We start from the raw sequence: 20278 nt of genomic DNA on the forward strand, positions 1-20278 counted from the left end.
AAGTCAGTAAACCAACAGGCTAATAGTGAATATTATTGAGCGGATGAATGGGGAAAATTGAACTAGTTATCCAGCTCGCTCATATTTTTCACCTGATCGCGGTTAATTTGCTCCGTCTGACCCGTTTCGGCATTTTTGTAGGAGACCAGGCCCGTGTCATCGTCCACCTGCGGTTTACCGTCGGTGACAATGGTTCGGCCATCGGTCGTACGCACTGCCTGGTTCGAGGAGCAGCCTGCAAGAGTAAAGACGGTTGCTGCGGCAAAAAGGGAAGCGATTAATAGTTTCTTTTGCATGGTGTTCTCCCTGCTTTTCAGTCATTTTCAGTGATATACCCACTAACTGTAGACGCACTGACTGAGGTCGAGAGGAAATACAGAACACTCTGAAGACTCACCTTAACACAACGGTTTCCTGCGAATCGTCATCGTACTGGTCTGGGCAAGCGTCAGACCGCGCGTTTCTGGCGCGAAGGCAATGGAGACCAGCAACCCGACCAACGAGATCCCCGCCCCCATCAGCATCACCTGACTAATGCCATATTTAGTAATGAAAATAGGCAGCGCCCAGGTCGAGAGGATGGTACCGATACGACTCAACGACATGATAACCCCCACTGCGGAGGCGCGAATGTCGGTCGGGAACAGTTCATTGGGATAGAGCCATTGCAAATTCCCCGGTCCGCCAGAGAAAAAGGCGTACACCGCGAATGCCGTCACCACCAGCCAGATCCCCATTTCCGGGATCAGCCCCAGCACCGCCAACGCCAGCGTCATCATCACGAAGCTGCCAATCAGCAGCGGCCTCCGCCCCGCGCTGTTCAGCCAGAACATTGGCGGAATACAGCCCAGCATAAAGAACAGGCTGATCACCACATTCCCCAGCGCTGCGCTCTTCCCGGCCCCCAGTCCCAACAGGCCGACGATCTGCGGACCAAAGGTGTAAATGGCAAACATCGGGATCACCTGACAGGTCCAGATCGCGGCGACAAACAGCACAAACGGGAAGTGGCGACGATTAAACAATTGTAAAAAGCGCGTCTCCTGCGCTGTGTCTTCATCGAACGCAACCGGCTCGCCGAACAGCTTGATCATCATCGCTTCACACTCTTTGACCCGGCCTTTACGCAACAGCCAGCGCGGAGACTCGGGCAGATCGAAGCGACCAATCAGGATCAACAGACAAGGGATCGCCGCGCTGCCCAGCATCCAGCGCCAGCCGCCCTCGACGTCATAGAGCCAGTAACCAACCAGATCGGCGCAGGTCGCGCCGACGTACCACATCGCCGCAATAAAGCTTATAGAGAAGGCACGTTGGCGGGTACTGGAAAATTCGGTGATCATCGAGGTGGCAATGGGATAATCCGCACCAATCACCACACCAATCAGCACCCGCATCACCAGCAGTTCAACCGGGGATGAGACAAACATAGTGGCCACCGATATCACCCCAATAGCGATGATATCGATAAGAAACATTTTGCGCCGCCCCACTTTGTCCGAGATATAACCAAACAAAGAGGTGCCGACAAACAGCCCGGCCAGCGTCCCCGCGCCCAACAGGCCAATCCACTCAGCATCCAGCTTCAGCGCAGGTGTGAGCTGTTCCAGCGCGACGCCAATCATCACCAGCACATAACCGTCCAGAAACGGTCCACCGCTTCCCCACAGCATGATCCTGCGGTGAATAGAGGAGAACTGGATGTCATCAAAGTTCCTGGGCTGTTGCATGGCAATGTCCTGTTTGCCGACATTCGGCATTAGTGCTTAACTGCCTGATGGCGCTGCGCTTATCAGGCCTACTTATCCCCGTAGGCCGGATAAGGCGTTTTCGCCGCCATCCGGCAGTGGAGCGTATACCTGTACTCATTAACCGTAACGAAACTCCACGCCAAAGGTGCCGCGTGGGTACTCCCATTTTTCCAGCGCCGTATCAAGTCCGAGAATTCGACACGTTCCGCACTCCAGGCATCCGGCATAATCAAAGCGCACGCTGCCGTCATCCTGCTTTTTGTATAACCCGGCTGGACAGGCTTTGATCAACACTTCCAGCACCTGCTTATCCGGCGCGGTTTTCATGATGATGTGCGGATGCTCTTCATCGACATTGAATTTGTTGACGCCCAGCTTGACGTCTACGTTGACGGGAGAAGTCATAATACGGTCACTCCTTTAATGCCATCCTTCATCAGGTTGATGAAGCCCACTTTCTTCGCATGGCGCAGGATCGTCTTACGCATCGGCACCGGCGCGCTGCCATCGACGGTAAAGAGGTCACGGGCGATACCAACAACCATTTCCGGGTAGTGGGTGAACATGCGCGGGTTATCGAGGAACGCCGGCAACCGCTGGTACATACGCATATCGCGCATCGGACCGTTGTCGAGATGCTGGCGATATTCCGCCAGCCCCTGACGGCTAAAGTCGTTGCTTTGCATGGCGGAAAGCACCGTTTTCGCCGCCGCTTCACCTGCTGCCACCGCGAGATCCATCCCGCGAATCGTGAAGCCGAGATTCATACACATACCCGCCGCGTCGCCCGCAATCAGCACGCCGTCGCCCATCAGCTCAGGCTGCATGTTCATCCCTGCTTCCGGCACCACGTGTGCCGCGTACTCCACCAGCTTGCCACCCGCGATCAGCGGGGCAACGGCCGGATGCTGTTTGAAATCTTCCAGCATTTGCGGGACCGATTTTTTCGCCTCTTTCAGATGATGAAGCCCGCATACCAGCCCCAGTGACAGGGTGTTTTCGTTGGTATACAGGAAGCCACCGCCCATCAGGCCATGCGTGGGCGATCCCGCGAACAGACAGGCCGCCCCTTCGTTACCCTGCAACTGGAAGCGATCTTCAATCACCGATTTCGGCAGTTCGATCAGCTCTTTCACGCCGACCGCCACGTGCGCGGCCTCAACGCGTTTTGCCATTCCCAGTTTTTCCGCCAGCAGGGAGTTGACGCCATCGGCGAGGATCACCACTTTCGATTCGATGATGTCGCCGTCCGCTTCTACACCAACGACTTTGCCATCGCGCTGCACGACGTTATCCACGCGGATCCCGGTGATCAACTGCGCGCCCGCCTCTTCCGCCTGCTCCATCAGCCAGGCGTCAAATTTACTGCGCAACACCGAATAAGAGACCTGCGACGGGCCAGCCTTTTCACCGTTGAGATAGTCCACGGTCATCGCCCCGTTATCGGTCATAAAGGCGAGCTTTTCATGGGTAATGACCCGTTCAACAGGGGCCTGCTGAGCAAAGCCTGGAAGAATGCGCTCCAGACTGTGAGCATAGATGCGCCCACCGGTGACATTCTTCGCGCCAGCGGAATTTCCGCGCTCGATAACCAACACCTGGGCCCCTTCGCGGGCGAGCACCAGGGCGGCGACGGAACCGGCAAGCCCCGCGCCCACGATGATGGCATCAAAGATATCTTCGGACATACGTACTCCCTGCCTGAATGGGTTAGCGTGCCAGTGCGGTCGTCAGCGCGGGCAGGATTTTCAGCGCATCGCCGACAATGCCGTAATCCGCGTACTGAAATATCGGCGCATTTTTGTCTTTGTTGATGGCAAAAATAGTCTGCGCGCCGTTTGCCCCCACCATGTGCTGGATCTGCCCGGAGATCCCCACCGCCAGATACAGTTCCGGCTTGAGCATCAGATTCGAGATCCCGACATAGCGCTCATGCTCCATCCACTTCTCGTTTTCGGCGACCGGACGCGAACAGGCCAGCTCCGCGCCAATGGCCTGACACAGCGCTTGCGCCAGTGAGATATTCTCTTTGCTGCCGATACCGCGTCCCACGCTGACCACCAGCCGGGCTTTATCGAGATCGACGCTGTTACTCTGACGTGGTTGCGTGGCAGTGCGCGTGACGGTAATTCCCGGCGCCTGCCAGGCTACGCTGTGCGTCTCGCCGCTGCGGGTCGCATCAGGCTGTTGCGCCTCAAAAGTGCCGCTGCTGAGTGTCAGTACCGCAAACGGCGTGGAGAGCGTCTCTTCGCCCATCGCCAGGCCGCCATACACCATGTGTTTGACCGTCGCCCGGCCATCCTGCTGCGTCACGGTGCTGGCATCATTAGAAACCGCTGCGGCAAGGCGATAGCCCAGTTTTGCCGCCAGCAGTTTGCCGCGACGGGTGTTGGGCAGCAGCAACAGGCCAGAATCACCCTGTTGACGAACGGTCTGTGCCATCACGTCCGCATAATCTTCCACCATACGATCGTCCGGCTTGCCGCTCAGTTGCCAGACGTGATGTGCGCCCAACTGAATGGCCGTGGTTGCCTCATCGGCGCTTTGCACAAATGCGTTAATCTGTTCACCTAAAATCTGCGCGCCGCTCATCAGTTCCGGCAGGCGAGACGCGGTATCGCTGAATACCCAGACGCTGGAAAACTTGCTCATAACATCCCCTTCTTAATTAATGATTTTGCGCAGACTATCGGCAAACGCAGCGATCTGTTCTTCACCATCGCCTTCAATCACAATGCGCTGGCGCTCACGTTGTTTCGGTGCGGCCACCGTTTGCGTGGACCAGGCGTCCCCGGCGCTAAAGCCAATGTCCGCCGCTGACCAGACCTGAACCGGTTTTTTCGCCGCCCCCAGAATGGCTTTCATCGATGGTATTTGTGGAGAGTTAATATCGGTGGAAACGGCCACGACCGCCGGCAGCGGAATGCTCAGCGTTTCAATTTCATCTTCCAGTTCACGTTCAACGGTCAGCGTACTTTCCGTCAGTGAGAGGATCTTGCTCACGCCGTTGATGGCGGGAATGTTCAGCGTTTCGCCTACCAGCAGGCTGACCTGCTGGGCGTAGAGATCGGAGGAACCGTCGCCGCAGAGAATCAGATCAAAACCCGACTTTTGCGCGGCAGCAGCCAGCGCTGCCGCGGTTTGCTGTGGCAATGCCTGCTCTAACCGATCGTCAATGACGACCACCAGTTCATCCGGGCCGCGGGAGAGGACATCCTTACGCCCTTTCGCGTTGGTTAACGCCTTGCCGCCCACGCTCAGGGCGATCACCTGCACGTCGCTGGCCTGCTGTTTCAGTTGGCAAGCCGCTTCAATCGCATTCAGGTCGTACTGGCTGATTTTGCCATCTGCTTTGCTGAAATCTAATGAACCATCTGCGTGATTGACGACAATATCCTGTTCATCAGGTACGCACTTGTAGCAAGTAATTATCTTCATTGCATCTCCAGAAATCATGAAGGAAACGTATATATATCGGCGGTGTTAAATACAGATATCACGCTCTTTAATTCGGAAATAAAACCATAATCACCAATATTGAAAATGTCACACACTGATATTCGCAACTTTCAATATTGTTAAGCACCTCACCAATATTGAAATCCGACGTCCAAAAGAAATATTTTCAATATTGTCTGGCAGATCACCAATATTGAACGCCAAACGGTGAAAAACCCAACAAATTAGAATATAACTAAATGATAAATATACATTTTTAAGGGCTGTCCGCACCAAAACACCCCAAACAAAAAGTGTGACGAAGATTACAGAATGCCGCAAAACGAATACCCATTATGAGTTACTCGCCAACGCGTCCTGAGGTTAAACGGGTATCAACAAATATTTAATAAAAATAAACAAAAATAAAACAAACGGGAACGCTAAATAAATTTCGTTTTCAACCTGGAATTCACTCATGAAAAATGAAAAGAGAAAGTCTGGAATTGAGCCAAAGGTTTTTTTCCCGCCGCTAATAATCGTCGGAATACTTTGCTGGCTAACGGTACGCGATCTCGATGCCGCAAATGTCGTTATTAATGCCGTCTTTAGTTATGTCACCAATGTCTGGGGATGGGCATTTGAGTGGTATATGGTCATTATGCTCATCGGCTGGTTCTGGCTGGTGTTTGGTCCCTACGCGAAAAAGAAATTAGGTGACGAGAAACCGGAGTTCAGCACCGCCAGCTGGATCTTCATGATGTTCGCCTCTTGTACTTCTGCCGCCGTGCTGTTCTGGGGATCGATAGAGATTTACTACTACATCTCCACGCCGCCGTTTGGCCTGGAACCTAACTCCACCGGAGCGAAAGAGATTGGCCTCGCTTACAGCCTGTTTCACTGGGGACCGCTGCCGTGGGCGACTTATAGCTTCCTCTCCGTGGCCTTCGCCTACTTCTTCTTTGTGCGCAAGATGGACGTCATTCGTCCCAGCTCCACGCTGGTGCCGCTGGTCGGCGAAAAGCACGCCAAAGGTCTGTTAGGCACCATCATTGATAACTTCTATCTGGTCGCACTGATCTTCGCGATGGGCACCAGCCTTGGGCTGGCGACGCCGCTGGTCACCGAATGTATGCAGTACCTGTTTGGTATCCCGCACACGCTGCAACTGGATGCGATCATCATTACCTGCTGGATCATTCTTAACGCCATTTGCGTGGCCTGCGGCCTGCAAAAAGGGGTCAGGATCGCCAGTGACGTGCGCAGCTATCTGAGCTTCCTGATGCTCGGCTGGGTGTTCATCGTCAGCGGCGCCAGCTTCATTATGAACTACTTCACCGACTCCGTCGGGACGCTGCTGATGTATCTGCCGCGCATGCTGTTCTACACCGACCCGATCGCCAAAGGCGGTTTCCCACAGGGCTGGACGGTCTTCTACTGGGCGTGGTGGGTGATTTACGCCATTCAGATGAGCATCTTCCTGGCGCGTATCTCTCGCGGTCGTACCGTGCGTGAACTGTGCTTTGGCATGGTGCTGGGCCTGACCGCCTCCACCTGGATCCTGTGGACGGTACTGGGCAGTAACACTCTGCTGTTGATGGATAAAAACATCATCAACATCCCGCAACTGATTGCCGATCACGGCGTGCCGCGCGCGATTATCGAAACCTGGGCCGCCCTGCCGCTCAGCACCGCCACGATGTGGGGATTCTTTATTCTCTGCTTTATTGCCACCGTTACGCTGATCAACGCCTGCTCTTACACCCTGGCAATGTCGACCTGTCGTGAAGTGCGCGATGGCGAAGAGCCGCCGTTACTGGTGCGTATCGGCTGGTCAGTGCTGGTCGGCGTGATTGGCATCGTGCTGCTGGCACTCGGCGGCCTGAAGCCAATACAAACCGCGATTATCGCCGGGGGCTGCCCGCTGTTCTTCGTCAACATTATGGTGACGCTCTCCTTTATCAAAGACGCCAAAGTGCACTGGAAAGATAAATAAACCTAATTACCCCATGACATAGAGGTTAGAAGATGGATTTCAATTTCAATGATGAGCAGGAACTGTTTGTCGCCGGTATTCGTGAACTGATGGCCAGTGAGAACTGGGAAGCCTATTTTGCCGAATGCGATCGCGACAGCGTGTATCCGGAGCGTTTCGTGAAAGCGCTGGCGGACATGGGCATCGATAGCCTGCTGATCCCGGAAGAACATGGCGGCCTGGAAGCCGGATTCGTCACCGTGGCTGCCGTCTGGATGGAACTGGGACGCCTCGGTGCGCCTACGTACGTGCTGTATCAGCTGCCGGGCGGGTTTAATACCTTCCTTCGCGAAGGCACCCAGGAGCAGATCGATAAAATCATGGCGTTCCAGGGAACCGGGAAACAAATGTGGAACTCCGCCATCACCGAACCGGGAGCGGGATCGGATGTTGGTAGTCTGAAAACCACTTATACCCGCAAAAATGGTAAGGTTTATCTTAATGGTAGTAAGTGTTTTATCACCAGTAGCGCCTACACCCCTTATATCGTGGTGATGGCAAGAGACGGCGCTTCCCCGGATAAACCTGTCTATACCGAATGGTTTGTCGACATGAGTAAACCCGGCATCAAGGTCAACAAACTTGAGAAGTTGGGTCTGCGCATGGACAGCTGCTGTGAAATCAACTTTGACGATGTCGAGCTGGACGAAAAAGACATGTTCGGTCGGGAAGGTAACGGCTTTAACCGCGTAAAAGAAGAGTTCGACCACGAACGTTTCCTGGTAGCCCTCACCAACTACGGTACAGCAATGTGCGCCTTTGAAGATGCGGCGCGCTACGCCAACCAGCGTGTGCAGTTTGGCGAAACGATCGGTCGTTTCCAGTTGATCCAGGAGAAGTTCGCCCATATGGCGATCAAATTAAACTCCATGAAAAACATGCTGTTAGAAGCGGCATGGAAAGCCGATAACGGTACCATCACCTCGGGTGATGCGGCGATGTGTAAATACTTCTGCGCCAACGCGGCGTTTGAAGTCGTGGACACCTCCATGCAGGTTCTCGGTGGTGTTGGGATTGCGGGTAACCACCGCATCACCCGCTTCTGGCGTGACCTGCGCGTTGACCGCGTATCCGGCGGCTCTGACGAAATGCAGATCCTGACGCTCGGTCGTGCCGTGCTGAAACAATACCGTTAAGACAGCGACATGCCCGGTGGCGCTGCGCTTACCGGGCCAATGCTTTGCGTCTTATCAGGCCTACAAATTTATCAGGAGCATTTTATGGATCGTCTACCAATGCCTGCTTTTGGGCCGCTTGCCGGGCTGCGGGTTGTCTTCTCCGGGATCGAAATCGCCGGGCCGTTCGCCGGTCAGATGTTTGCCGAGTGGGGCGCCGAAGTTATCTGGATTGAGAACGTCGCCTGGGCCGATACCATCCGTGTTCAGCCAAACTATCCGCAGCTGTCGCGGCGTAATTTGCACGCGCTCTCGCTGAATATTTTTAAAGATGAAGGTCGGGAAGCGTTTCTGAAACTGATGGAAACCACCGATATCTTCATTGAAGCCAGTAAAGGTCCGGCGTTTGCCCGTCGTGGAATTACCGATGAGGTTCTGTGGCAACATAACCCGAAACTGGTTATCGCTCACCTGTCTGGCTTCGGTCAGTACGGTACCGAGGAGTACACCAACCTTCCGGCCTATAACACCATCGCTCAGGCCTTCAGCGGTTATCTGATCCAAAACGGCGACGTTGATCAGCCGATGCCCGCGTTCCCCTACACCGCCGACTACTTCTCCGGCATGACGGCCACCACGGCCGCGCTGGCGGCACTGCATAAGGTGCGGGAAACCGGCAAAGGCGAAAGTATCGATGTGGCGATGTACGAAGTGATGCTGCGCATGGGTCAGTATTTCATGATGGATTACTTCAACGGCGGTGAAATTTGCCCGCGCATGACCAAAGGTAAAGACCCCTATTACGCCGGTTGTGGGCTGTATAAATGCGCCGACGGTTACATCGTGATGGAGCTGGTCGGGATTACCCAGGTCACCGAATGCTTTAAAGACATCGGTCTGGCGCACATTCTCGGTACGCCGGAAGTGCCGGAAGGAACACAACTGATTCACCGCGTCGAGTGCCCGTACGGACCGCTGGTCGAAGAAAAACTGGATGCGTGGCTGGCCGCACACACCATCGAGGAAGTGCAGGCGCGTTTCGCCGAGCTGAATATCGCCTGCGCCAAAGTGCTGACCATTCCGGAGCTGGAAGGCAATCCGCAGTACGTTGCCCGCGAATCCATTACCCAGTGGCAAACGATGGATGGCCGCACCTGCAAAGGGCCAAACGTCATGCCGAAATTCAAAAACAATCCGGGGAAAATCTGGCGCGGCATGCCGTCGCACGGCATGGACACTGCCGCCATTCTGAAAAATATCGGTTACAACGACGCAGACATTAAGGAACTGGTCAGTAAGGGTCTGGCCAAAGTTGAGAACTAAATGCGAAATGCTGACCGGCTCGCCCGGTTAGCACAACGCCTGTGAAAATGGACAGGAGTGCAATGGATATCGTTGGCGGACAACACTTACGCCAGATGTGGGACGATCTGGCCGAAGTTTATGGCAGTAAAACAGCGCTGATTTGCGAATCCAGCGAAGGGGACGTGCGCCAGTACAGCTACGCCTCGCTTAACGAGGAAATCAATCGGACGGCAAACCTTTTCCACTCATTGGGCATTCGCAAAGGTGATAAGGTCGCCCTGCATCTGGATAACTGCCCGGAGTTTTTCTTTTGCTGGTTCGGGCTGGCGAAAATTGGTGCGGTCATGGTGCCGATCAATGCCCGTCTGCTGCGTGAAGAAAGCGCGTGGATCCTGCAAAACAGTGACGTTCAGTTGCTGGTAACCAGCGCCGCTTTTTATCCGATGTATCGGCAGATCCAACAGGATGAGACGACGCCGCTTAGCCATATCTGCCTGATTGGTGAGGCGTTGCCGATCGCTGACGGCGTAAGCCATTTCACGACGCTGAAGGATCAGCAGCCGACGACATTGCGCTATACCCCACCGTTGTCCACGGACGACATGGCCGAGATCCTGTTTACCTCCGGCACCACTTCCCGCCCTAAAGGCGTGGTGATCACCCATTACAACCTGCGTTTTGCCGGCTACTACTCGTCGTGGCAATGCGCCCTGCGTGATGACGATGTTTACCTGACGGTCATGCCTGCGTTTCACATCGACTGCCAGTGCACTGCCGCCATGGCCGCCTTCTCGGCGGGCGCAACCTTTGTGCTGATAGAGAAATACAGCGCCCGCGCTTTCTGGGGACAAGTGCGTAAATACCGCGCGACCGTCACGGAATGCATCCCGATGATGATCAGAACGCTGATGGTTCAACCCGCCTCATCGTTGGACAGAGAGCACTGTTTACGGGAAGTGATGTATTACCTCAACCTGTCAGTGCAGGAAAAAGATGCATTTGTTGAACGCTTCGGTGTGCGTCTGCTGACCTCTTACGGCATGACGGAAACCATTGTCGGCATCATCGGCGATCGCCCCGGTGATAAGCGACGCTGGCCCTCTATTGGACGCCCCGGCTTTTGTTACGAAGCAGAAATTCGCGATGAGCAAAACCGTGCGCTGCCCGCCGGTGAAATTGGGGAAATCTGTATTAAGGGCGTGCCGGGTAAAACGATTTTCAAAGAGTACTACGGCAGGCCGGATGCCACCGCCAAAGCGCTCGAGCCGAACGGCTGGCTGCATACCGGTGATTCCGGCTATCGCGACGAAGACGGTTTTTTCTATTTTGTCGATCGCCGCTGCAACATGATTAAACGAGGGGGAGAAAACGTCTCCTGCGTGGAGCTGGAAAATATTATTTCGGCACACCCCAAAATTCAGGACATCGTCGTTATTGGAATTAACGATTCAATTCGTGACGAAGCGATAAAAGCCTTTGTGGTACTCAACGAGGGTGAAACACTCAGTGAAGAAGAGTTTTTCAGCTTCTGCGAAAAAAATATGGCGAAATTTAAAGTCCCTTCAATTATGGAGATTAGAACCGACCTGCCGCGAAATTGTTCAGGAAAAATAATCAAAAAAAACCTGAAATAACCCTACAGGCAGGAATAACCCCTGCCAGACATCCTATTTTTGGAGATGAACCATGAGTGAATCTTTACATTTAACCCGCAACGGATCGATTCTGGAAATTATATTGGATCGACCAAAAGCAAATGCGATCGATGCCAAAACCAGTTTCCAGATGGGTGAGGTTTTTCTTAATTTTCGTGACGATCCCGAACTGCGCGTGGCGATTGTCACCGGCGCAGGCGAGAAGTTTTTTTCCGCCGGTTGGGATTTAAAAGCCGCGGCGGAAGGTGAAGCACCAGACGCCGATTTTGGCCCTGGCGGATTCGCTGGCCTGACTGAAATCTTCAATCTCGACAAACCGGTGATCGCTGCCGTCAATGGCTATGCATTCGGCGGTGGCTTTGAACTGGCGCTGGCCGCAGACTTTATTGTCTGTGCTGATAACGCCAGCTTTGCCCTCCCTGAAGCCAAACTTGGCATCGTACCGGACAGCGGCGGCGTCCTGCGTCTGCCGAAAATACTGCCCCCGGCCATCGTCAATGAAATGATCATGACCGGCAGACGCATGGATGCAGACGAAGCGCTGCGCTGGGGGATCGTCAATCGCGTGGTCAGCCAACAGGAACTGATGGACAGCGCGCGTGAACTGGCACAACAGCTGGTGAACAGCGCACCACTGGCCATCGCCGCGCTGAAAGAGATTTACCGCACAACCAGTGAAATGCCAGTGGAAGAGGCTTATCGTTTCATCCGCAGCGGCGTGCTGAAACACTATCCGTCCGTGCTGCACTCCGAAGATGCGCTCGAAGGGCCGCAGGCGTTTGCTGAAAAACGCGATCCGGTCTGGAAAGGACGCTAATGCCTTATGGCGCTGCGCTTATCCGGCAAAAAACAATTGAGGAATGTCGATGAGTTTTTACGCCTTTGAAGGCTTAATTCCCGTGGTCCATCCCGAGGCGTATGTGCATCCCAGCGCAGTACTGATTGGCGATGTCATCGTAGGGGCTGGCGTATACGTCGGCCCGCTCGCCTCACTGCGCGGGGACTATGGCCGCTTAATCCTTGAAGCGGGATCCAACCTTCAGGATGGCTGCATTATGCATGGCTACTGCGATACGGACACGGTGGTACGCGAGAATGGACACATCGGACACGGTGCTATCCTGCACGGTTGCGTGATAGGCCGGGACGCACTGGTCGGCATGAACAGCGTGATCATGGACGGTGCGGTGATCGGCGACGAAAGCATTGTCGCCGCCATGAGTTTCGTCAAAGCCGGATTCACTGGCGCCACACGACAGTTGCTGGTCGGCACGCCAGCCCGCGTCATGCGTGAGGTCAGCGAACAGGAACTGCACTGGAAGCGGCTGAATACTCAGGAATATCAGGATCTCGCCGTACGCTGTCGGGCATCGCTACGGGAAACGTTGCCATTAACGGCGGTTGAAGCAAACCGGCCGCGCCTGAAGGGCACAACGGAGGTGAAGCCTAAATCGGCCATGTAATCATGCCGGATGGCGGCGCAAGGCACCATCCGGCAAAACCGAACTTATCGACGCATACTTTTTGACAACATCATCTGCCATTTTTGCTCGCGGTTTAGTTCTGATGGCGGCACCGCCGACATCCGCGGCGATTTGCTGACCATCTTCACCTGCGCGCTATGCCCAAGGCGGGCATACAGCTGTGGATCAATATGCGTCACTCTGACCAGGCGCTGACACTGACATCCACGACCTTCCAGTTGATTAGGGATAGTCTTAGTCTCGCAATTAATCTCCCCGACCTCAGCGAGAATATAAGAGACGGTATTGATCGCTTTGCAGTGATCCATATTAAAGTGCTTCGCGATCTCTTTCGCACTTACCCAACGCTTTTCTGCCATCACCCAATCGGCAATTAACAGATAAAGCGGCTTTTCAACATATTTTTCACACATAAGCACACCATTTCACAAATTAAAAATCTTGTTATGCCCTGTCCGTAAAAATACAAAACAAGACCCTATTTAAATTGTGGGATTCAATGATAGTAAGCAACTTAGCGGCGCATTAGTGTGAGCCAAATCTTGCTTGTTACAATGAAAATTGTCCTGTTGCGCAATATATCTCCAGGAATGAACTGAGTGCATAAAAAAACGGCTCCGTTTCCGGAGCCGTTTTTAAAACCGGGGCAAATGATGCCGCCGCTTATTTTTTAATTTGCGCGTGCATTTCCTGAACGGAGATGACTTTCTCTGTTGCATCGGCATTCAGCGCCATCGCGGTGGCAAAGCCGCCGTTCAGCGTGGTGTCGTAGTGCACTTTGTACTGTAGTGCGCTACGGCGAATCACCCTGGAGTCTTCAATGGCGCGACGCCCTGCGGTGGTGTTGATGATGTAGGTGTATTCGCCATTCTTGATACGGTCCTGAATGTGCGGACGACCTTCATGCACCTTGTTCACCAGGCGTGGGTTGATACCTGCTTCACCCAGCACAATCGCGGTACCGTGGGTGGCGTCCAGTTCAAAGCCCTGCTTCAGCAGTTTCGCCGCCAGGTCAACCACACGCTCTTTGTCGCCCTCACGTACGGAGAGCAGCGCACGGCCCTGTTTTTTCATGGTAGAACTGCTGCCCAGTTGCGCCTTGGCGAACGCTTCCGCAAAGGTACGCCCCACGCCCATCACTTCCCCGGTGGAGCGCATTTCTGGCCCTAACAGCGGGTCGACGCCCGGGAATTTGTTGAACGGCAGCACCACTTCTTTCACCGAGTAGTACGGCGGGATAATTTCTTTGGTCACGCCCTGTTCGGTCAGCGATTTACCGGCCATCACACGCGCCGCCACTTTCGCCAGCGGTACGCCGGTCGCTTTAGAGACGAACGGTACGGTACGCGCCGCACGTGGATTCACTTCAATCAGGTAGACTTCGTTATCTTTCACTGCAAACTGGACGTTCATCAGACCGCGAACCTGCAGTTCGAAGGCCAGTTTCTGTACCTGCTGGCGCATCACATCCTGAATTTCCTGGCTCAGCGTGTAGGCCGGCAGAGAACAGGCAGAGTCACCCGAGTGGACGCCCGCTTGTTCGATGTGTTCCATGATGCCGCCAATCAGCACCATTTCACCGTCGCAGATGGCGTCAACGTCCACTTCAACCGCGTCATCCAGGAAGCGGTCGAGCAGAACCGGCGCGTCGTTGGAAACGCTAACGGCGGTCTGGAAGTAGCGGCGCAGATCAGCTTCGTCGTAGACAATTTCCATCGCCCGGCCGCCCAGCACGTAGGACGGACGCACCACCAGCGGGTAACCAATCTCTTTCGCTTTTTCGACAGCCTGTTCGATAGCCGTCACGGTGGCGTTGGCCGGTTGTTTCAGCTTCAGACGGTCCACCGCATGCTGGAAACGCTCACGGTCTTCTGCGCGGTCAATTGCGTCCGGGCTGGTACCAATAACCGGTACGCCTGCTGCTTCCAGCGCACGCGCCAGTTTCAGCGGAGTCTGGCCGCCGTACTGCACGATCACGCCCTTCGGCTTCTCAATGCGCACGATTTCCAGCACATCTTCCAGCGTGACCGGCTCAAAGTAGAGGCGGTCGGAAGTGTCATAGTCAGTAGAGACCGTTTCCGGGTTACAGTTGACCATGATGGTTTCGTAACCGTCTTCGCGCAGCGCCAGAGAGGCATGTACGCAGCAGTAGTCAAATTCGATCCCCTGGCCGATACGGTTTGGACCGCCGCCAAGCACCATGATTTTGTCACGGTCAACGGACGGGTTCGCCTCGCACTCATCTTCATACGTGGAGTACATGTAGGCGGTATCGGTGGCGAATTCTGCCGCGCAGGTGTCCACACGCTTGTAGACCGGGTGCAGATTGTACTGATCGCGCAGTTTGCGAACTTCCGCTTCACGGACACCGGCCAGTTTAGCCAGACGCGCATCGGCGAAGCCTTTGCGTTTCAGCTGGCGCAGGAAGTCTGGGGTCAAGCCGTTAATGCCCAGCTCTGCCACTTTCTCTTCCAGACGCACCAGCTCTTCAATTTGAACCAGGAACCAGCGATCAATGTTGGTCAGGTTGAACACGCCGTCAACGGAGAGGCCCGCACGGAAGGCATCGGCGATATACCAGATACGCTCAGCGCCCGCGTCTTTCAGTTCGCGGCGGATTTTCGTCAGCGCTTCCGGGTCATCCAGGCTCACTTTCGGGTCAAAGCCGGTGGCGCCCACTTCCAGACCGCGCAGCGCTTTTTGCAGAGATTCCTGCTGGCTGCGGCCAATCGCCATCACTTCGCCGACCGATTTCATCTGGGTCGTCAGACGGTCGTTAGCACCAACGAATTTTTCGAAGTTGAAGCGTGGGATTTTAGTGACCACATAGTCGATGGACGGTTCGAACGATGCCGGCGTACGACCGCCAGTGATGTCATTCATCAGCTCATCAAGGGTGTAACCCACCGCCAGTTTCGCCGCCACTTTCGCAATCGGGAAGCCGGTGGCTTTTGATGCCAGCGCGGAGGAACGGGATACGCGCGGGTTCATTTCGATCACAATCAGGCGACCGTTTTTCGGGTTCACCGCGAACTGCACGTTTGAACCGCCGGTTTCTACGCCGATTTCACGCAGTACCGCCATCGAGGCGTTACGCATGATTTGATATTCTTTGTCGGTCAGCGTCTGGGCCGGTGCCACAGTGATGGAGTCACCGGTGTGAATGCCCATGGCGTCGAAGTTCTCAATAGAGCAGACGATGATGCAGTTGTCGTTTTTATCACGCACCACTTCCATCTCGTACTCTTTCCAGCCAATCAGCGATTCATCAATCAGCAGCTCGTTGGTTGGGGAGAGATCCAGGCCGCGAGTACAAATTTCTTCAAACTCTTCGCGGTTGTAGGCGATACCGCCGCCGGTGCCGCCCATGGTAAAGGACGGGCGGATGATGCACGGATAGCCGACGTCAGCCGCTACCGCCAGCGCCTCTTCCATCGTATGGGCAATGCCCGAACGCGCGGTGTCGAGACCGATTTTCTTCATCGCGATATCGAAGCGACGACGGTCTTCGGCTTTATCAATCGCATCGGCGGTCGCACCAATCATGGTCACACCGAATTCGGCCAGCACGCCCTGGCGCTCCAGTTCCAGCGCACAGTTCAGCGCCGTCTGACCGCCCATGGTCGGCAGCACCGCGTCCGGGCGCTCTTTCTCAATAATCTTGCGCACGACTTCCCAGTGAATCGGCTCGATGTAGGTCGCATCGGCCATTTCCGGGTCGGTCATGATGGTCGCGGGGTTGGAGTTCACCAGAATGACGCGGTACCCCTCTTCACGCAGCGCTTTACACGCCTGCGCGCCGGAGTAGTCAAACTCACACGCCTGACCGATAACAATCGGACCCGCGCCCAGAATCAGGATACTTTTTATGTCTGTACGTTTTGGCATGGCTCTCTTAACTCCTGATTATTTCGCGGACTGACGGTAAAGCTCAATTAACTCGATAAAGTGGTCGAACAATGGCGCGGCATCGTGAGGACCCGGGCTCGCTTCCGGGTGGCCCTGGAAGCTGAATGCCGGTTTGTCGGTGCGATGAATCCCTTGCAGGGTGCCATCGAACAGCGACTTGTGGGTCACGCGCAGATTGGCCGGCATGGACGCTTCATCCACCGCAAAGCCGTGGTTCTGGGCCGTAATCATCACCGTATTGTTGTCGATATCTTTGACCGGATGGTTACCACCGTGGTGACCGAATTTCATCTTCACGGTTTTTGCCCCACTCGCCAGCGCCAGCAGCTGATGGCCTAAGCAGATGCCAAACACCGGAATATCGGTCTGGAGGAATTTCTGAATTGCGTCGATAGCGTAATCGCATGGCGCCGGGTCACCAGGGCCGTTCGACAGGAAGATCCCGTCCGGATTCATCTTCAGCACATCTTCTGCCGACGTTTTTGCCGGGACAACCGTCAGGCGACAGCCTCTGTCCACCAGCATGCGCAAAATGTTGCGCTTGGCGCCAAAGTCATAGGCGACAACATGGAACAGCAGTTCGTCTTCTTTCTTTGCTTCCGGCAGGTCGCCCGCCAGCGTCCAGCTCCCCTGGGTCCAGCTGTAAGATTCCGTGGTGGTCACTTCTTTGGCAAGATCCATGCCGTTCAGGCCCGGGAAGGCTTTCGCTTTTTCCAGCGCCAGCGCCGCATCCGGGTTATCGCCCGCGATAATGCAACCATTTTGCGCCCCTTTCTCGCGCAGCAGACGCGTCAGCTTACGGGTATCGATATCGGCAATCGCCACAATGTTATGGCGTTTCAGGTAAGAAGAGAGGTCTTCGGTATTGCGGAAGTTGCTCGCAATCAGCGGCAGGTCACGAATGACAAGGCCTTGCGCATGGACCTGGGAGGATTCTTCATCGGCGGCATTGGTGCCGACATTACCGATATGGGGATAAGTAAGAGTAACGATTTGGCGGGAATAGGAAGGATCAGTGAGGATTTCTTGATAACCGGTCATTGAAGTATTGAAAACGACTTCCCCAACCGCCGAACCTGTTGCCCCTATGGCCCGACCGTGAAACTGGGTTCCGTCTTCCAGAACCAATAGCGCTGACTTAATCAAAACACCCTCCAGAGAATATTCACTCACTTTATTTGCATATTAATGCATTCGCATAGCATGAATCAATGCAAATTTGCTTACCCGTGGATTTCTGGCAAACGGCGGCATTCTGGAGATAAGGCAGGCAAAAGTCAACTTAAAGGCGGTATTTTTTATATTCTTTTGCGACTCAGGATGAAATCAACGGATTTAACAGGCAAAAAGATCAGCTAACCCTGGCAGGAAAACGCTTGCGTGAACAATTATGCGTATAAAATAGTCTCATGCTTCGAAAAAGTGGACCACTTGGTCAAAATTTACATTCAGGCAACGTAAAAAAGAGAGAAAAGATAGATTTTTACGCCATTTGTAATGAAAGCAATCTGTAACAGGTAAAATAAAAGGGCAATAAAAATATTGCCCCATGTAATCAATACATTGAGATTACAATAACCACATCACGAAAGGTAATAATTAACTATAAATTGTTGAGATCAAGGACATCTCGCATATCAAAAAGACCATTTTTCTTTGCACTAACCCAAAGTGCCGATCTCACCGCACCATTGGCAAAAGTCACACGGCTGGACGCTTTGTGAGTGATTTCGACACGTTCGCCGATATCGGCAAACATAGCGGTATGTTCGCCCACAATGTCCCCGGCGCGGACGGTGGCAAAGCCAATTGTTCCCGGCACGCGTTCGCCGGTGTAGCCTTCGCGACTGTAGACGGCGCATTCTTTTAGATCTTTATCCAGCGCATGGGCAATCGCCTCCCCCATCGCCAGCGCGGTGCCTGACGGCGCATCAACTTTATGGCGGTGGTGCGCTTCAATGATTTCAATATCGGTATAGTCGCCCATCACCTTCGCCGCCTTTTCCAGCAGCTTAAGCATCACGTTGACACCGACGCTAAAGTTCGCCGCGAAGACAATGCCTATGTCCTGCGCGGCATCGCGAATCGCCTGTTTTCCCGCATCGTCAAAACCGGTAGTGCCAATGACCATCCCTTTGCCATGTTGACGACAAAACGCCAGATGATTCAGCGTGCCTTCCGGACGGGTAAAATCGATGAACACATCGAAATCATCTTTTACTACCTCAAGGCTACTTTGCACGGTAACGGCGGTTTTCCCGACACCCGCCAGTTCTCCGGCATCGCTGCCCAGCAGTGACGATCCCTCGCGCTCAAGCGCCGCACCAAGCGCAACGCCATCCATCTGCAGCGCTGCCTGAATTAACTGGCGGCCCATACGGCCACCCGCGCCCGCTATCGCGACACGGACCTGTGCATCATGCATAGTTATTCTCTTACGTTAAAATGATGTAAATCGTTTTCAGATTAACCAGCACGTCGTCATGCCGCTAGCCAAAAACGTCGATAATTAGAATTTAATGATAAACAGCGAGAGATATCAGTAAAAGACATGACGATCAGCGAAAACCACATGATTCTCTGACCACCAGTGCCGGAGGCAGAATAATGCGTTTCGCCGGCTCATCATTCCCCTGAATACGACTGTAAAGTAACTCTCCCGCCTTACGACCAATCTCTTTTGCCGCGACCGACACGGTGGTCAGCGCAGGCTGAACCAACGCCGCTTCGGTAATATCATCGAACCCGACTAATGCAAAGTCGCGCCCGGGTTCACGCCCCATTTTACGTAGCGCCTGCATTACCCCCAACGCCACAATGTCCTGATAACACACTGCGGCAGTAATTTGTGGATGTTGCATCAGCAGAGACTCCGCCACTTTCGCGCCATCAATCTGGCTGGCCTGAGTGGCAACGATCCACTGCGGATTCGGTGAAATGCCATATTCCAGTAGTGTGCTGGTAAATCCGCCAATGCGCTGCGCCCGGCTCCCTGAATTCGGGCTGCCGCCGATGAAGGCGATATTTTTGTGCCCCAGTTTAACTAAATGGGTCGTTGCCATTTGCGTCCCGAGAAAATTATCGGTGCCGACAAAATCAAAGTCCGGATCGCTAAGCGGGCGAACCACCATGATTGCGGGAATATTACGCCGTTTAAGCGCTTCAAAGAACGAGGTCGGTGTTTCCCGCGCCGCGCAGAGCACCATACCGCAGGCGTTATTGCGCATCAGGGAATCAACAAACTTTTGCTGGCGCTCGCCGGACTCTTCGCTGTTCGCCAGAAACAACAGCAGATCGTGCCGCTCCATTTCATGACTGAGCCCCGCCGTCATCTCGCCATAAAATGGGTTAGTAATATCATGCAACAAGAGCCCGACCTGATTGCTGCTGCGATTACGCAAATTCGCTGCGGTCTGGTTATAGACATAGCCAGAATCATCCAGCGCTTTAAGTACGCGTTCACGCGTTGCCTGTGAAATACGCCCCCGATTACGCAGTACCATCGACACGGTCGCCGTGGAGACGCCTGCGCGTTCCGCAACCTGCGCCAGGGTAATGGTTGTCATGACTTCTCCTGTTTCTCGCA

The 20278-nt window shown here is 54.2% G+C and carries 17 protein-coding genes and 1 pseudogene; 7 read left to right on the forward strand and 11 right to left on the reverse strand.

Features of this window, described 5'->3' with window-relative positions; genetic code table 11:
- Positions 1-62: 62 nt before the first annotated feature.
- Both JTI98_RS00915 and JTI98_RS00920 read right to left on the reverse strand, forming a co-directional pair.
- Positions 63-296, reverse strand: a complete 234-nt coding sequence (locus JTI98_RS00915) for a YgdI/YgdR family lipoprotein (RefSeq protein WP_044255562.1) — start codon at positions 294-296, stop codon at positions 63-65.
- A 102-nt stretch (positions 297-398) separates the two neighbouring features.
- The gene (locus JTI98_RS00920; RefSeq protein ID WP_044256030.1) at positions 399-1730 is read right to left on the reverse strand and encodes an MFS transporter; all 1332 of its coding nucleotides are present in this window, start codon (positions 1728-1730) and stop codon (positions 399-401) included.
- A 40-nt stretch (positions 1731-1770) separates the two neighbouring features.
- On the opposite strand from JTI98_RS00920, the pseudogene JTI98_RS21370 reads away from it, so the two are divergent.
- Positions 1771-1872: pseudogene (locus JTI98_RS21370) on the forward strand (hypothetical protein); the annotation flags it as partial.
- On the opposite strand, the gene fixX reads toward JTI98_RS21370, so the two are convergent.
- The 4 genes from fixX to JTI98_RS00940 are packed head-to-tail and all read right to left on the reverse strand — an operon-like array spanning position 1869 to position 5189.
- On the reverse strand, positions 1869-2156 hold the full coding sequence (gene fixX, locus JTI98_RS00925; protein ID WP_042997977.1) for a ferredoxin-like protein FixX: 288 nt from the start codon (positions 2154-2156) through the stop codon (positions 1869-1871). The pseudogene JTI98_RS21370 and the gene fixX sit on opposite strands and share 4 nt — an antisense overlap.
- Positions 2153-3439 (reverse strand): FAD-dependent oxidoreductase, encoded by a 1287-nt coding sequence (locus JTI98_RS00930; protein ID WP_216081820.1) that lies wholly within the window; start codon positions 3437-3439, stop codon positions 2153-2155. Before JTI98_RS00930 ends, fixX begins: the two co-directional genes overlap by 4 nt.
- A 22-nt stretch (positions 3440-3461) precedes the next feature.
- Positions 3462-4403 (reverse strand): electron transfer flavoprotein subunit alpha/FixB family protein, encoded by a 942-nt coding sequence (locus JTI98_RS00935; RefSeq protein WP_044267383.1) that lies wholly within the window; start codon positions 4401-4403, stop codon positions 3462-3464.
- Between the two features lie 12 nt (positions 4404-4415).
- A complete protein-coding gene (locus JTI98_RS00940) occupies positions 4416-5189 on the reverse strand; it encodes an electron transfer flavoprotein FixA (protein WP_216081821.1) in 774 nt (257 codons plus the stop codon).
- A 478-nt stretch (positions 5190-5667) separates the two neighbouring features.
- On the opposite strand from JTI98_RS00940, the gene caiT reads away from it, so the two are divergent.
- From caiT to caiE, 6 genes are all read left to right on the forward strand, one after another.
- Positions 5668-7185 (forward strand): L-carnitine/gamma-butyrobetaine antiporter, encoded by a 1518-nt coding sequence (gene caiT / locus JTI98_RS00945; protein WP_042997981.1) that lies wholly within the window; start codon positions 5668-5670, stop codon positions 7183-7185.
- A gap of 32 nt (positions 7186-7217) precedes the next feature.
- Entirely contained in the window at positions 7218-8360 is a 1143-nt protein-coding gene (caiA, locus tag JTI98_RS00950) for a crotonobetainyl-CoA dehydrogenase (protein WP_042997982.1), read from the forward strand.
- 84 nt (positions 8361-8444) lie between these two features.
- Entirely contained in the window at positions 8445-9662 is a 1218-nt protein-coding gene (caiB, locus tag JTI98_RS00955; RefSeq protein WP_044255581.1) for an L-carnitine CoA-transferase, read from the forward strand.
- Between the two features lie 62 nt (positions 9663-9724).
- On the forward strand, positions 9725-11278 hold the full coding sequence (gene caiC, locus JTI98_RS00960; RefSeq protein WP_216081822.1) for a crotonobetaine/carnitine-CoA ligase: 1554 nt from the start codon (positions 9725-9727) through the stop codon (positions 11276-11278).
- A 52-nt stretch (positions 11279-11330) separates the two neighbouring features.
- A complete protein-coding gene (caiD, locus tag JTI98_RS00965) occupies positions 11331-12116 on the forward strand; it encodes a crotonobetainyl-CoA hydratase (RefSeq protein ID WP_044267380.1) in 786 nt (261 codons plus the stop codon).
- A gap of 49 nt (positions 12117-12165) precedes the next feature.
- Complete coding sequence (gene caiE, locus JTI98_RS00970) at positions 12166-12762, forward strand: carnitine operon protein CaiE (RefSeq protein ID WP_216081823.1); 597 nt, start codon at positions 12166-12168, stop codon at positions 12760-12762.
- Between the two features lie 44 nt (positions 12763-12806).
- Here caiE and caiF read toward each other — a convergent pair whose 3' ends face one another.
- The 5 genes from caiF to JTI98_RS00995 form a co-directional block, all read right to left on the reverse strand.
- Entirely contained in the window at positions 12807-13196 is a 390-nt protein-coding gene (gene caiF, locus JTI98_RS00975) for a carnitine metabolism transcriptional regulator CaiF (RefSeq protein ID WP_042997987.1), read from the reverse strand.
- A gap of 250 nt (positions 13197-13446) precedes the next feature.
- On the reverse strand, positions 13447-16671 hold the full coding sequence (gene carB, locus JTI98_RS00980) for a carbamoyl-phosphate synthase large subunit (protein ID WP_044255587.1): 3225 nt from the start codon (positions 16669-16671) through the stop codon (positions 13447-13449).
- An 18-nt stretch (positions 16672-16689) separates the two neighbouring features.
- Positions 16690-17838: a glutamine-hydrolyzing carbamoyl-phosphate synthase small subunit gene (carA, locus tag JTI98_RS00985; RefSeq protein WP_216081824.1), complete on the reverse strand. Its 1149-nt coding sequence runs from the start codon at positions 17836-17838 to the stop codon at positions 16690-16692.
- 457 nt (positions 17839-18295) lie between these two features.
- On the reverse strand, positions 18296-19117 hold the full coding sequence (gene dapB / locus JTI98_RS00990; protein WP_216081825.1) for a 4-hydroxy-tetrahydrodipicolinate reductase: 822 nt from the start codon (positions 19115-19117) through the stop codon (positions 18296-18298).
- Positions 19118-19250: 133 nt separating this feature from the next.
- The gene (locus JTI98_RS00995; protein WP_044267378.1) at positions 19251-20258 is read right to left on the reverse strand and encodes a LacI family DNA-binding transcriptional regulator; all 1008 of its coding nucleotides are present in this window, start codon (positions 20256-20258) and stop codon (positions 19251-19253) included.
- Between the last annotated feature and the right edge of the window lie 20 nt (positions 20259-20278).

Source organism: Citrobacter sp. MGH 55 (assembly GCF_016906145.1).
Classification (GTDB): Bacteria; Pseudomonadota; Gammaproteobacteria; order Enterobacterales; family Enterobacteriaceae; genus Citrobacter_A; species Citrobacter_A amalonaticus.